Origin of the sequence: Achromobacter piechaudii NBRC 102461 (assembly GCF_001571245.1) — a bacterium.
Classification (GTDB): Bacteria; Pseudomonadota; Gammaproteobacteria; order Burkholderiales; family Burkholderiaceae_B; genus Achromobacter; species Achromobacter piechaudii.
This window is the reverse complement of the sequence record NZ_BCTK01000006.1, coordinates 1,022,381-1,036,424: the sequence shown is the minus strand read 5'-3', so window position 1 is coordinate 1,036,424 and position 14,044 is coordinate 1,022,381. Positions and strand designations below refer to the sequence as shown.

Sequence of the window (14,044 nt, the reverse complement as noted above, 5' to 3'; positions counted from 1 at the left end):
GTAGAACGTCTCGGCGCAGGGTCGGGGTGTGCACGGTCTTTACAGGCACAGGTTCGCCGGTTCGATGATGCTTTGGTCGCGGCGCGCGATGCGGGTGGACAGGCGCGCTTCCGTCTTGCCCTTCCAGGTGATGGTGCTGAGCACGGCTTCGACGCCCAGGCTGTCTTCCTGGATCAATTCAAACCCGTTGCGCACCTCTTTGCGCTGGAAATTGACGCCCATGTTCTTCCAGGCGTCGGCCACGCAGGTCGTGTATTCGTCGGCCGAGCGCTGGGTGGCCCCGTAGAAGACCGGATCGCGCTTGCGCACGTCTTTAACGTTGGCGCAGGCGGACAGGGCAGTCAGGACGGCGAGTGACAGGGCGATGCGAACCTTCATAACGGGGGAACTCTCAGGCAAGGGGTGAACGAAGCGGCCAAAACTATAACGCAGCGGCCTCTCAGGGCTGCGGGGCGCGGCGGGCCGATTTGGGGCGGAAAGCGTCGATGATTTCGGGGCGCGTCTCGGCATAGGGACCGCCGATCAGGTCGATGCAGTACGGGATGGCGGCGAAGATACCGGGCGCGATCACCGCGCCGTCATCGCCCTTAAGGCCTTCCAGCGTTTCGCGGATGGACTTGGGCTGCCCCGGCAGATTCACGATCAGCGCGGCGTGCGACGGGGTTTCGCGGATGACGGCCACCTGGCGCGACAGGATCGCGGTAGGCACGAAGCGCAGGCTGATCTGGCGCATCTGTTCGCCAAAGCCAGGCATCTGCTTGGTGCCCACGGCCAGGGTTGCCTCGGGCGTGACGTCGCGGCGGGCCGGGCCCGTGCCGCCCGTGGTCAGTACCAGGTCGCAGCCCAGGATATCCACCAATTCGATCAGCGTTTCCGAAATGCGCGCGGGCTCGTCGGGAATCAGGCGGTCCACCGCCTGCCAGGGCGACGCCAGCGCCGACCCCAGCCACTCGCGCAAGGCGGGCAGCCCCTGATCCTGGTAGACGCCGGAGGTGGCGCGGTCGGACACGGACACCAGGCCGATGATCAGGTCGTCGGGATGGCGGCGGGCGATTCGGGTGGGAGTGGTCATGGGCGCGTGGGATAGGAAACGGAGTGGGAAAAGGCCGCGCGCGGATGAAGCCACGCAGCGCTGCGGGGTCAATCATGGAAATCCAGAAGACGGCCGCGATGACGATGCTATCGCATTCTTTCCCAGGAGAAAGGCCGCCGCACCCCGTATTACCGCCTGCCGGACCTGTGGCAAAAAAGCGAATCGACCGTGGCCCTTGTTTCGCGCGCTTGTTCGCGTCATGCGGGCTGGATAACATCCGCTAACAAAATACCTTTCCTGGCTGGCGCGTCACGCCTGTTGTCTTCCATGTTCAAACGCACTTTACGGCAGCACGCGCTGGCCGCCGCCCTGGCCCTGACGGCCGCGGCCGCCGCTGGCTGGCTCGCCTGGCATACGCTGGCGTTGAAGACCGAGCCGGTGCCCGCCGCCGCGCCCGGCATCTACATCCCCAACCTGGGCAACACCCTGCAAGAACAGACGCGCAACCTGTCGCGCCTGAGCCAGGCGCTGCGCACCGGTGACCGGCTGGTGATCCTGGGGTCTTCCGAACTGACCAGCAACGACCTGCGGTTCGTCCCCTACCGCTATCTGGCGGACGAGTTGCAGATGCCCGTGCTGGCCTATGGCCATTCGGGCTTCCAGTCCCTGGGCATGCAACTGGTGCTGGCCGCGCTGGCGCAGGACCTGTCGCCCACGTCGCGCGTGGTGGTGATGCTGTCGCCCGGCTGGTTCGATGGAGAAGGCGGGCTGGGCGCCGACGAATTCAAGGAACACGCCAACCCGCTGCTGCCCCGCCTGCTCCAGCAGCCGGAAGGCCGCGCCGAGCTGGCGCGCTGGCTGCGAGACAAGGGCGATGCCGGCGTGGCCTGGTCGATGATGGCCGAACAAGCCTATGTTTTCCGGCAACGCCTGCTGGACCTGTGGGCGCCCGCCCACGCCGCCCCCGCTCCGGAACGCGAGCGTGAAGGCCCCGCCGCTGCCGCACGCGTGGTCGATTGGGATGCGCTGGCCGAGGAGGCCCAGCGCGCCGAGCAGGACCTGATGGCGGGCAACCGCTACGCGGTCCGCGACGACTTCTTCAACAAGTACCTGCGCGCCATCCCCGAAGGCGGCAAGACCGCCTACCTGCCCCAACCCCTGACGGGCCGCGCCGAGCTGCGCGAGCTGACGGCGCTGATGGCGCTCTTGCATCAGCATGGCGTGAACGCCCTGTTCGTGATGCAGCCCCTGCACCCGATGGTGTTCAAGGACCTGGACCGCTTTGCCCCCGTGCAGCAGGAAGTGGCCGCGCTGTGCCAGCGCTATGCGATGAGCTGCATGGACATGTACGACGCCCCGTTCGAGATCGGAACGCTGCGCGACGTGCAGCATCTGGGCGAACTGGGCTGGCTGCGGGTGAATCAGAAGATCGCCCAGGTGTTCCGGCCATGACGCCCGGCCGCTCCCCCCAACATCTTCAATGGATGCCGCGATGAAAAGAACGCTGTGGCTGTGTCTGCTCTATCTGGGCGTCTTCGCCGTGCTGCTGATCCAGGCGGACACCTCGGCCAACCTGGGCAAACCGATGGAGATCGAGTTCCAGTATTCGAAATTCTGACGGGTGCGTCGCCCGGCGCGCCGCATTTGGTTTTCCGACGCAACCAGGGCCAGGTCACAAATCTGCAATAATCGGCACCTCACGCCGGAACCTCGCCCCCCCGCCTCCATGTTCGACCTCTTCCACGGCCTTGATCTCTGGGTCGGCCTCAGTCTTGTGCTGGCCCTGACATTCGTCCTGGCCTTCGAATTCATCAATGGTTTCCACGACACGGCGAACGCCGTGGCCACGGTCATCTACACCAAGGCCATGCCGCCGCATCTTGCGGTCGTGCTGTCCGGCATTTTCAATTTCCTGGGCGTGTTGCTGGGCGGCGTGGGCGTCGCCTACGCCATCGTGCACCTGCTGCCCGTGGAATTGCTGATCAACGTGGATACCGGCCGAGGCCTGGCCATGGTGTTCGCCATGCTGGCGGCCGCCATCGCCTGGAACCTGGGCACCTGGTACTTCGGAATTCCCGCCTCCAGCTCGCACACGCTGATCGGCTCGATTCTGGGGGTCGGCCTGGCCAACGCCCTGATCACCGACCTGCCGCTGGCCGAAGGCGTGAACTGGGGCAAGGCGATCGACATCGGCATGTCGCTGGTGGCTTCACCAGTGGCCGGTTTCGTGGTCGCGGGCGGCTTGCTGCTGCTGCTTAAACGCTGGCTGCCGCTCTCGAAGATGCACAAGACGCCCGAACAGCGGCGCGCCATCGACAACAAGAAACATCCGCCCTTCTGGAACCGGCTGGTGCTGGTGCTGTCGGCCATGGGCGTGAGCTTCGTGCACGGGTCCAACGACGGGCAAAAAGGCATCGGCCTGATCATGCTGGTGCTGATCGGCATCGTGCCCGCCAATTTCGTGCTGGACACGACCAGCACGACCTACCAGATCGAACGCACCCGCGACGCCGCCAATCACCTGAACGTGTTCTACCAGCGCAACGAAGCCATGCTGGGTGAGTTCCTGGCGCTCAAGCGGGCGGAATCCACGAACGAGCTGCCGCGCAACTTCCGCTGCGATCCCCAACTGACCGTGCCCACCATTGCCGCCTTGCAGACGGATCTGGCCGGCGTCAGCAACTACGCAGACCTGTCGGCAGAGAAGCGCATCGACGTGCGCCGCTATCTGCTTTGCCTGGACGACACGGCCAAGAAGGTGTCGCGCATCGAAGGGCTGCCCGCCCGCGAACGCGCGGACCTGCAACGCCTGCGCGCCGACCTCACCGCCACCACCGAATACGCACCCTTCTGGGTGATCGTGGCCGTGGCCCTGGCGCTGGGCGCGGGCACCATGGTCGGCTGGCGCCGCGTGGTGCTGACCGTCGGCGAGAAGATCGGCAAGCAGGGCATGACCTATGCACAGGGCATGTCGGCGCAGGTGACGGCCGTGGCCGCCATCGGGCTGGCCAACGTGTTCAGCCTGCCGGTATCGACTACACACGTGCTGTCCTCGGGCGTGGCGGGCACGATGATCGCCAACAAGACCGGCCTGCAAGGCAACACCGTGCGCAACATTCTGCTTGCCTGGGTCTTGACGCTGCCCGCCTCGATGGCGCTGGCGGCCGGCCTGTTCTGGGTCGGCGTGCAGATCGTCGGTTGACGCTCTTCGGCCGTGCGGGCAATCCGCACGGCCGATGCAACACTCTGGCGACCACGCCAGGCTTTTTTCGGCATCGGCCTGCGTCTACCATCACGCCATGGCTACCCACACCCCCACCCTGCATTACATCTTCGACCCGCTTTGCGGCTGGTGCTATGGCGCTGCGCCGCTGATAGACGCCGCGCGCGGCATCGCCGGCTTGCGCGTCACCCCGCACGGCGGCGGCATGATGACCGGCGGCAACCGGCAACCCGTCACCGACGCGCTGCGCCGCTACGTCATGCCGCACGACGAGCGCATCGCCGACATGAGCGGCCAGGTGTTCGGCAAGGACTATTTCGACGGCCTGTTGCGCGACAGCGGCGCGGTCTTCGATTCCGAGCCGCCCACCACCGCCATCCTGGCTGCCCAGACGCTGGGCGAACGCGGCCTGGACCTGCTCAAGCGCATGCAGCGAGCCCATTACGTGGAAGGCAGGCGCATCGCCGACCCCGCCGTGCTGGCCGAGCTGGCGCGTGACATCGGGCTGGACGGGGCAGCGTTCGACGCGGCCTATGCCGCCGCCGAGGGCGCGGAGACGGCGGCGCACATCGCCGCCAGCCGGCAATTGCTGGCCCGCGTGGGCGGCAGCGGCTTTCCCACGTTGGCGCTGGAGCGCGGCGGTGTCTACACCTTGCTGGAACCCGCCCGCTACCTGGGCCGCCCCGCCCAATGGCAGGCGGACCTGCGCCAACGGATTCAGCCCGCCGCCTGAATCCGATCAGGACTCTTCGATGTCGCCGTCGCGTTGCAAGGCCCGGTGCATGGCCGGGCGCGCGGCCAGACGCTCGATGTAGGTGTTGAACACGTCGGACTCGCCAATCACCTTCACCTGCATCATGTATTGCAGCGATCCGCCCAGCACGACGTCCACGGCGGAAAACGCATCACCCAGGAAGTACGGCCGGGCCATCAGGACGCGGGTCAGCACCTGTTCGACCTCGTCCGCCGAGCCCCAGCCCAACGCGGCATTCTGGTGAGGCTGCTTGAACGCGCGTTCGACCATCGCCGGCTCGAACACGCCCGTCGAGTAGGCCAGCCAGGTAAGGTAGGGCCCACGCCTGGCGTCGCCCACCAGCGGCCCCAGCCCTTTTTCGGGAAACAAGTCCGTCAGGTACAGCGCGATGGCTGGTGTTTCAAAAATGGGCACGCCGTCGTGCACCAGGGCCGGCACCTTGCGATGCGGGTGGATGTCGATGTAGTCGGCGGGCATGTGGCCCGCGCTGTCGGTGCCGCGTATCGACACCATTTCGGTGTCATAGGGCACGCCCAGTTCTTCAAGCAGCCACAAGATCCTGAACGAGCGCGAACGCGGCGCATGGTAGAGCGTAAGCATGGTCGGCCTCCTTGGGATACCGACCATTTTGCCTGGGGTCGCGGCTGGGCGAAAGACGCCGGAATGCCGATTATTCCGTCGCACCCAAGGTGCGCAGGCGCGCCTTGAGCCGCCGCACTTCCTGGCTCAGATCCAGGATCAGCGCCACGGCGTCCAGGCTGGCGCCGAAATCGTGCTCAAGCTTGCGCGCGTGCAGCGCGCGTTGCAGGTCCATGCTGTAGAAGCACCACTGCTCGGGCTGGCGGCCATCGGCATTGACGATGCCCACCTCGACCAGCTGGACCACCCAATCCACTTCCGCGTTGCAAGCGCGCGCCAGATCGTGCGCACTGAGCGGCTGCGATTTGCCCACGACGGTCGCGCTGGTGATGACAAGTTTGTTCATGGTCAGACCCCCATGTGGCGTCGCGGATTGAACGGCGCATCCTGTTGCAGCTTGCGGTAGGCCGCCTTGGCCGCGTCGCTTTCGGCGGGCGGCAACACCAGGTCCAGCACCAGATACAGATCGCCCGGCGGATCGCCTGGAATACCGCGACCGCGCAGGCGCAGCTTGCGGCCGTTGCCCGACCCGGGCGGGATCGACACTTCAACCGTGCCGCCCGGCGTGGGCGCATTCACCTTGGCGCCCAGGGCGGCTTCCCAGGGCGCCACCGGCAGTGTCATGTACAGGTCGCGGCCGTCGGCGCGATAGCGCGGGTGCGGCTTGAAGCGCACTTCCAGGTACAGGTCGCCGTTTTCGCCGCCGCCGTAGCCAGGCATGCCCTGCCCGGACAGGCGGATGTACTGGCCTTCGCGCACCCCGGGCGGAATGCGCACGCTGAGGGTGCGCGTCTTCATGTGAGGCCGGCCCTGGTCGTCCATTTCCATGGATCGCAGGCTGATGTCGCGCGTCGCGCCCTTGATCGCGTCTTCCAGGTCGACTTCGATGGCGGCGTGATGGTCGTCGCCGCGCGCGCGGAATTCCTGCTGACGCGCCCCGCCGCGTTGCCCCCGGCCGCCGAACAGCGACGAAAAGAAGTCGCTGAACTGCGCCTCGTCGCCCGCCGCCGCGCCTCGGTGAAATTCAAAGCCTTCGTCCCAGCCCGGCGGGGGCTGGAAGCCGCCATCGGGCGATACGCCCTCGGCCAGGTTGTCGTAGGCCAGCCGCTTTTCCTTGTCGCGCAGGACGTCGTAGGCCTCGTTGACGTCGCGCATGCGGGTTTCGGCGTCGCTTTCTTTGCTGACGTCGGGGTGATATTTACGGGCGAGTTTGCGATAGGCGCGCCGAATCTCGTCTTCGGATGCGCCGCGCTCCACCCCGAGAATGCTGTAGTAGTCCTTGAACTCCATATGCCAGCTCACCTTTAAGGTTTCGGCCGCCGCGGGCTCTGCCGTATCCGGCCTGGGATATCCAGAAGATAGGGGTTGCGGACCGATTTATCAATGCGCAATATCAGACCAAAGCCGGGATGCGCCCTGATACCGGGGTGGCGTAGTATCTGTTTTTTACCGTCGGCGACCCCCATCGCCATTCACCCCCGCAGGATCCACGATGAAGATGAGCAACATCCCCTTCGGCACCACGGACTGGTCCGAAGTCGAACGCACCGAACACGCCGGCGACACAGGCATGGCCTATTGGCGCACGCGCCAATTCGGCGACCTGCGCGTCCGCATGGTGGAATACACGGCGGGCTACCTGGCCGACCACTGGTGCACCAAGGGACACATCCTGTTCTGTCTGGAAGGCGAGCTGCACACCGAACTGGAAGACGGCCGCCAATTTGTGCTGACCCCGGGCATGAGCTACCAGGTGGCCGACCAGGCCGAACCGCATCGCTCGTCCACCAGCACCGGCGCCAAGCTGTTCATCGTTGACTGATCCTCTACCGCAGTGCGGCAACGTCCCGGTGACGCGGCCGCGCGACACGCGAAATTGCAGTTGCGTTACGCTTTGCAAGTCCCGTAGCTTGCCGCCGCGTGTCGATTCGTTGCAACGCCAGACCCTCGCCTGACCGGAGACTAGATTTGGGCGCCCCGATTACGCTTTATGTTGATTCCCAGTTCCTTAGCCCCTACGCCATGTCGGTGTACGTGGCGCTGACCGAAAAGCAATTGGCTTTCGAAGTGCGCCCTATCGACCTGAGCGCCGGCGAGCAACGGATGCAGCCCTACCAATGCCGGGCGCTGACTGCCCGCGTACCGGCCTTGACGCACGACGATTTCAACCTGACTGAATCCAGCGTCATCGAGGAATACCTGGAAGAGGTCTTCCCCCCGCCCAAGCACGCCGCGTTGTATCCCCAAGGCATCCGCGAACGCGCCCGCGCCCGCCAGTTGCAGGCTTGGCTGCGCAGCGACCTGGGCGCGCTGCGCCAGGAACGCCCCACCGAAACCGTGTTCTACGGCGCCACGGGCCAGCCCCTGTCCGACGAAGCGCACGCTGCCTCGGCCAAGCTGATCCAGGTGGCCAGCTATCTGGTCGGCGTGGGCCAGACCACGCTGTTCGCCGACTGGTCTATCGCCGACCTGGACCTGGCCGTCATGCTCAAGCGTCTGACGCAAGACGACTTGCCCGACCCTTTGCGCGCCTACGCCGACGCCCAATGGCAGCGGCCTTCGGTCCGGCAATGGCTGGAGCACAACGCCGCCGCGCGCGACTGAGGCCGCTCGGGCCCTTCTGCCGCGCGCCCTGCAAAGTCAGATCTTCACGTTTTTTTGCGCTTGATCAACCCGACAAATGTTGCGGCGCAGCATTCGTTGCGGTGTAATGGGGAAGTCAACTAAGCCGGTTCCACTCGGGGCCGGCCCGGCGGCCTTTCGCCGTCGGGAGCAACTTACAGGAGATCGCCATGGCCGATTCCGGCAACGATCGCATCCCCACCCCGTCCCTGAATCCCTGGACGGCCGCCTACGAATATGCCGTGGATGCCTGGCAGCGGGGCGTGCTCTACGCCGACGTGATGCGCCAGCGCGGCAACCAGTACCACGACCACATGGCCAAGCGCGCGCCCAACGTGCTCAGCATGGAATCCGAACTGGTGCTCGATGGCCGCGAACTGCCCCGCCCCGTCAACTACGGGCTGCTGCGCATCAAACCGCCAGAAGGCGTTGAAACCGATCCGATCAAGCGTCCCTTCCTGGTAGTGGACCCCCGCGCGGGGCATGGCCCCGGCATTGGCGGCTTCAAGCCCGAAAGCGAGATCGGCGTGGCGATCCGCGCCGGACATCCCTGCTACTTCGCCACCTTCCTGCCCCAGCCCATGCCGGAGCAGACCGTCGAAGACGTGATGATGGCCGAAGCGCGCTTCCTGGAAGAAATCATCGCGCTGCACCCCGACGCGGAAGGCAAGCCCGTGGTGGTGGCCAACTGCCAGGCCGGCTGGCAGATCATGATGACCGCCGCCGTGCGCCCCGAATTGTTCGGCCCCATCATCGTTGCGGGCGCGCCGCTGTCGTACTGGGCGGGCTGGCGCGGCATGAATCCCATGCGGTACGCCGGTGGGCTGCTGGGCGGCAGCTGGCTGACGGCCATGACCAGCGATCTGGGCAACGGCAAATTCGACGGCGCCTGGCTGGTGCAGAACTTCGAAAACCTGAATCCGGCCAATACGCTGTGGTCCAAGCAATACAACCTGTATTCCAAGGTGGACACCGAAGCCGACCGCTACCTGAGCTTTGAAAAATGGTGGGGCGGCCACGTCTTCCTGAACGGTCCCGAAATCCAGTACATCGTCGACAACCTGTTCGTGGGCAACCGCCTGGCGACGGCCGGCCTGGTGACCTCGGACGGCATCCGCATCGACCTGCGCAACATCCGCTCGCCCATCGTGGTGTTCTGCTCGAAGGGCGACAACATCACGCCGCCGCCGCAGGCCCTGGGCTGGATCCCCGACCTGTACCAGAACGAGGCCGAAGTGCTGGCGCATGGCCAGACCATCGTCTACGCGGTGCACGAAAGCATCGGCCACCTGGGCATCTTCGTGTCGGGCAGCGTGGCCCGCAAGGAACACCAGGAATTCACGTCGAACATCGACATGATCGACGTGTTGCCGCCGGGCATCTACCAGGCCGAAATTGCCGACAAGACGCCCGAAACCCCGAACGCCGATCTGGCGTTCGGCAACTACGTGCTGTCGTTCGAGCAACGCACGCTGGACGATGTGCGCGCCATCGTGGATCGCAAGGAAGAGGACGACCGCCGCTTTGCCGCCGTGGCCCGCATTTCCGATATCAACCTGGGCATTTACCGCAGTTTCGTGCAGCCGTGGCTGCGCGCGATGGTCACGCCGCAGTCGGCGGAATGGGCGCAACGCCTGCATCCGCTGCGCCTGCCTTACGAGCTGATATCCGACCGCAATCCCGCCATCGCGCCGATCGCCAAGGTGGCCGAACAGGTGCGCGAACACCGCCAGCCGGTGTCCGAATCGAACCCCTTCCTGATGGCGCAGGAAATGTTCTCGAACTGGGTCGAAACCAGCCTGAACATCTGGCAGGAAATGCGCGACTCGGCCGACGAACGCACCTTCATGGGCATCTACGGATCGCCGCTGGTTCAGGATCTGGCCGGGCTGGGCGCGCGCTCCGGCCCGCCGCGCAAGCATCCCGGCGTGTCGCCAGAACACCGCCGCTTCATGGAAGAACGCACAGTTGAACTGCGTTCGCTGCTGCAAGAGGGCGGGTTGCGCGTGGCCGCCATCCGCATGCTGCTGTATGTGTCCGGCGCGGAAGGCGGCCTGGATGAACGCAGCTTCGCGCTGATCCGCAAGGTGCGCAACGAATCCGACAACGCGATGAGCTTGCAGGAATTCAAGGACACGGTCCGCGAACAGGCGCTGATCCTGACGCTGGATTCCGATGCCGCCATCCAGGCCATGCCGCGCCTGTTGGAAAAGTCTCCGGCCGCCGCCATCGCGGACGCGCTCAAGACCATGAAGCATGTGCTGGAAGCCGCCGAACCCCTCAGCCCCGCTGCCCGCGAAAGCCTGACGGAAATGGAACGGATCTTCGAAGCCGCCGAACGCCGCGCCAGCAAGCGCGAGCAGGCGAATGCACCGGCCCGCCTGAGCAACTCGCCCTCCTCCACTGCCCCGGCGCTGAACTTGATCGAAGCCGCCGCGCAGGTGCCCGGCAAGACCGCAAAGCCGCATCCGGCGGCGGCCCAGTCGGCAGAGAAGTCGGTCGCCAGGTCCACGCCGAAGACGGTGGCGAAACCCGCTGCGAAGTCGGCGGCAACATCCGCGGCGAAGTCGACGGCCACACCCGTTGAGAAACCGGCCAAAAAGTCGGCTGCGAAATCCGCGTCGAACTCGGCTGCAAAGCCAGCTGAAAAGCCTGCCGCGAAACCGGCTGCAAAATCCGCCGCGAAATCGTCGGCAAGCGCGGCGGCAAGCGCGCCCTCCAAGCCTGCCACGACGTCCACCGCCAAGCCCGCAGCCAAGCGCCCCGCCAAGTCCGCCACGGCTGGCGCCAGCGCTGGCGCTCGCCAACCCGCCAAGGCCAAACGCGCATGACACTGCCGACCTCGACGCACTACGACACGCTGATCGCCCGCGCGCAAACGCTGGAACCTGCCTACTGCGCGATCGCCCATCCCTGCGACGAACCGTCCTTGTCCGCCGCGCTGGAGGCGCGCGACCTGGGCCTGTTGCACCCGATTCTTGTCGGACCGGAAAAAAAGATCCGCGATACGGCGGCCCAGTTCAAGCTGAATCTGGGCGATGCCCGCATCGTCGATACGCCGCACAGCCACGCCGCCGCCGAAACGGCCGTGGCGCTAGTGCGCAACGGCGAAGCCACGCTGCTGATGAAAGGCAGCCTGCACACCGACGAGCTGATGCATGAAGTGGTCGCACGCACGACCGGGCTGCGCAGCGGCCGGCGCATCAGCCATGTGTTCATCATGGAAGTGCCCACCTATGCCGGCCCGCTGTTCATCACCGACGCGGCCATCAACATCTTTCCCGACCTGGAAACCAAGGCAGACATCATCCGCAACGTGATCGATCTGCATCACGGCCTGGGCCTGGGCGAACCCCGCGTGGCGATCCTGTCGGCGGTCGAGCAGGTCACGCCCAATATTCCCAGCACGATCGAAGCGGCGGCGCTGTGCAAGATGGCCGACCGGGGCCAGATCTCGGGCGGGCTGCTCGATGGCCCCCTGGCGCTAGACAATGCGATCAGCCCGGACGCCGCGCGCATCAAGGGCATCCGTTCCCCCGTCGCGGGCGTGGCGCAGGTGCTGGTGGTGCCCGACCTGGAAGCGGGCAACATGCTGGCCAAGAACCTGACCTTCCTGGCCAACGCCGAAGCCGCCGGCATCGTGCTGGGCGCACGCGTGCCCATCATCCTGACCAGCCGCGCCGACAGTCCGCGTTCGCGGCTGGCCTCGTGCGCGGTGGCGGCCATCTACGCGCACCACCTGAGCGAGCTGGCGGCCCGCCCGCTGACCTGATCCCATCCACCGCGCGTCCGGAATCTGAGCCATGAGCGACACCATCCTCGTCATCAATGCCGGCAGTTCCAGCATCAAGTTCTACCTTTACGACATCGACGACAAGCAAGAGCTGGCGCCGCGACTGGGTGGCCAGCTGGAAGGCATCGGCACTTCGCACCCCCGGCTGCGCGTGCGCGATGCGGCCGGGCAGACGCTGCTGGAACGCGACATCGCCCCCAGCCACGCGCCCGACGTCCCCAACGCGCAAGAAGTGGTGGGCACCTGGCTCAGCGGCCATCTGGGCGGTGCGCCACTGGCGGTGGGCCACCGCGTCGTGCATGGCGGGCCGGACCTGTCCGAACCCGTGCTGATCGACGACGACGTACTCGCCCGGCTGGACACGTTCACGCCGCTGGCGCCGCTGCACCAGCCCAACAACCTGGCGCCCATCCGCGTCATCCGCGATCGTCGCCCCTGGATACCGCAAGTGGCGTGCTTCGACACGGCGTTTCATCGCAGCCATTCCGACGTCGCCGACCGCTACGCCTTGCCCGAATCGCTGTATCAGGAAGGGGTGCGCCGCTATGGCTTTCACGGCCTGTCCTATGAATACATCGCGCAGCGCTTAAAGCAGGCGCTGCCCGATCTGGCGATGGGAAAGATCATCGCCGCGCACCTGGGTTCAGGCGTGTCGGCCTGCGCCATGCACGAAGGCAAGAGCGTGGACAGCACCATGGGCTTCACCGCGCTGGAAGGTTTGCCGATGGGCACGCGGCCCGGCCGGCTGGACGCAGGCGTGGTGTTGTGGATGATGGAACGCGGCATGGACCACGACCAGATCGAACACCTGCTCTATCACGACTGCGGCATGAAGGGCCTGTCCGGCATCAGCAACGACATGCGCGAACTGCTGGCCAGCGATGCGCCCTCGGCCAAGCTGGCGCTGAAGTATTTCGCGTGGCGCGTCGCCGAGGGCATGATCGGCATGGGCTGCGCGATGAATGGCATCGACGCCATTGTGTTCACGGCCGGCGTGGGTGAGAACTCACCGCAGATCCGCCAGATGATCGTCGACCATTGGGGCTGGCTGGGCATCAAGCTGGACCCCGAACGCAACGCCCATCAAGGCCCGCGTATCTCCACCGAGGACAGCCGCATCGGCGTGTATGTGGTGCGCACGAACGAAGAGCTGATCATCGCGCAGCACACGCTTGCCCTGGTGCGTCAACGATGAACGGGCCCACCTTCAATGCGGCCTTGCCGCTGGCCGGCAAGCGCGGCCTGGTCACCGGCATCGCCAATGCTGATTCCATCGCGTGGGGTTGCGCCAAGGCGTTTCGCGCCATGGGCGCCGAACTGGCGGTGACCTACCTGAACGACAAGGCGCTGGCCCATGTGAAGCCGCTTGCGCATCAGGTGGACGCGGCCATGCTGATGCCACTGAACCTGCTGAACGAAGGCGAACTGGAAGCCGTGTTCGACCGCATCACGGCGGAATGGGGGCAGCTGGACTTCGTGCTGCACTCCATCGCCTTCGCGCCACGCGCCGACCTGCATGGCCGCGTCACCGACTGTTCACGCGATGGTTTCCTGCAAGCGATGGATGTTTCGTGCTGGTCATTCATCCGCATGGCCAAGCTGGCCGAACCGCTCATGGCGCGCGGCGGCGCGCTTTTCTGCATGAGCTACTACGGCTCGCAGATGGTGGTCGAGCACTACAACATGATGGGGCCGGTCAAGGCTGCGCTGGAATCGGCCACGCGCTATCTGGCCGCCGAGCTGGGCCCGCAAGGCATCCGCGTGCATGCCATTTCGCCGGGGCCCTTGAAAACGCGCGCCGCTTCGGGCATTGCGGAATTCGACGCTCTGCTGGACCGCGCCCAATCCAAGGCGCCGGCGCGCAGCCTCGTGTCGATCGACGATGTGGGCGAAGCCACCGCGTGGCTGGCGACCGACGCCGCGCGGCTCATGACCGGGCAGACGCTGTACATCGACGGCGGCTATCACATCATCGATTAG

Annotated in this window: 15 protein-coding genes; 10 read left to right on the top strand and 5 right to left on the bottom strand. The window is 65.8% G+C overall.

The genetic code is table 11. The features are described 5' to 3' along the window. Window positions 1-39: 39 nt before the first annotated feature. Together API01S_RS16835 and mog are read right to left on the bottom strand one after the other, a co-directional pair. Window positions 40-378, bottom strand: coding sequence for a hypothetical protein (locus API01S_RS16835; protein ID WP_006221182.1), 339 nt, complete (start codon window positions 376-378; stop codon window positions 40-42). Between the two features lie 61 nt (window positions 379-439). After that, window positions 440-1,072: a molybdopterin adenylyltransferase gene (mog, locus tag API01S_RS16830; RefSeq protein WP_006221183.1), complete on the bottom strand. Its 633-nt coding sequence runs from the start codon at window positions 1,070-1,072 to the stop codon at window positions 440-442. Window positions 1,073-1,360: 288 nt separating this feature from the next. Between mog and API01S_RS16825 the strand changes: the two genes are divergently transcribed. The 4 genes from API01S_RS16825 (at window position 1,361) to API01S_RS16815 (ending at window position 4,989) form a co-directional block, all read left to right on the top strand. Continuing rightward, a complete protein-coding gene (locus tag API01S_RS16825; protein WP_061305361.1) occupies window positions 1,361-2,485 on the top strand; it encodes a D-alanyl-lipoteichoic acid biosynthesis protein DltD in 1,125 nt (374 codons plus the stop codon). 40 nt (window positions 2,486-2,525) lie between these two features. Then, a complete protein-coding gene (locus API01S_RS29525; protein WP_255221300.1) occupies window positions 2,526-2,651 on the top strand; it encodes a hypothetical protein in 126 nt (41 codons plus the stop codon). 108 nt (window positions 2,652-2,759) lie between these two features. Beyond that, window positions 2,760-4,235 carry an inorganic phosphate transporter gene (locus API01S_RS16820; protein ID WP_050730813.1) on the top strand — a complete coding sequence of 492 codons (1,476 nt, stop codon included), beginning with the start codon at window positions 2,760-2,762 and terminating at the stop codon, window positions 4,233-4,235. 97 nt (window positions 4,236-4,332) lie between these two features. Beyond that, window positions 4,333-4,989 carry a DsbA family protein gene (locus API01S_RS16815; protein WP_061305359.1) on the top strand — a complete coding sequence of 219 codons (657 nt, stop codon included), beginning with the start codon at window positions 4,333-4,335 and terminating at the stop codon, window positions 4,987-4,989. Between the two features lie 6 nt (window positions 4,990-4,995). Here the strand turns inward: API01S_RS16815 and API01S_RS16810 are convergent, their stop codons facing one another. The 3 genes from API01S_RS16810 to API01S_RS16800 all read right to left on the bottom strand — a co-directional run bounded on the left by API01S_RS16810 (window position 4,996) and on the right by API01S_RS16800 (window position 6,939). Beyond that, window positions 4,996-5,610, bottom strand: coding sequence for a glutathione S-transferase family protein (locus API01S_RS16810; protein WP_061305357.1), 615 nt, complete (start codon window positions 5,608-5,610; stop codon window positions 4,996-4,998). 70 nt (window positions 5,611-5,680) lie between these two features. Further along, window positions 5,681-5,995, bottom strand: coding sequence for a chaperone modulator CbpM (locus tag API01S_RS16805; protein WP_006221189.1), 315 nt, complete (start codon window positions 5,993-5,995; stop codon window positions 5,681-5,683). Between the two features lie 2 nt (window positions 5,996-5,997). Continuing rightward, a complete protein-coding gene (locus tag API01S_RS16800) occupies window positions 5,998-6,939 on the bottom strand; it encodes a DnaJ C-terminal domain-containing protein (protein ID WP_061305355.1) in 942 nt (313 codons plus the stop codon). A 202-nt stretch (window positions 6,940-7,141) separates the two neighbouring features. Between API01S_RS16800 and API01S_RS16795 the strand changes: the two genes are divergently transcribed. From API01S_RS16795 to fabI, 6 genes are all read left to right on the top strand, one after another. Then, window positions 7,142-7,471 carry a DHCW motif cupin fold protein gene (locus tag API01S_RS16795; RefSeq protein ID WP_006221191.1) on the top strand — a complete coding sequence of 110 codons (330 nt, stop codon included), beginning with the start codon at window positions 7,142-7,144 and terminating at the stop codon, window positions 7,469-7,471. Window positions 7,472-7,617: 146 nt separating this feature from the next. After that, entirely contained in the window at window positions 7,618-8,253 is a 636-nt protein-coding gene (gene yfcF, locus API01S_RS16790; protein ID WP_006221192.1) for a glutathione transferase, read from the top strand. Between the two features lie 188 nt (window positions 8,254-8,441). After that, on the top strand, window positions 8,442-11,102 hold the full coding sequence (locus tag API01S_RS16785) for a DUF3141 domain-containing protein (protein ID WP_061305353.1): 2,661 nt from the start codon (window positions 8,442-8,444) through the stop codon (window positions 11,100-11,102). Then, entirely contained in the window at window positions 11,099-12,043 is a 945-nt protein-coding gene (locus API01S_RS16780) for a phosphate acetyltransferase (RefSeq protein WP_061305351.1), read from the top strand. The genes API01S_RS16785 and API01S_RS16780 overlap by 4 nt, the downstream gene beginning before the upstream one ends. Window positions 12,044-12,074: 31 nt before the next feature. Then, complete coding sequence (locus tag API01S_RS16775; protein ID WP_061305349.1) at window positions 12,075-13,259, top strand: acetate/propionate family kinase; 1,185 nt, start codon at window positions 12,075-12,077, stop codon at window positions 13,257-13,259. Then, window positions 13,256-14,044, top strand: a complete 789-nt coding sequence (gene fabI / locus API01S_RS16770) for an enoyl-ACP reductase FabI (RefSeq protein WP_061305347.1) — start codon at window positions 13,256-13,258, stop codon at window positions 14,042-14,044. Before API01S_RS16775 ends, fabI begins: the two co-directional genes overlap by 4 nt.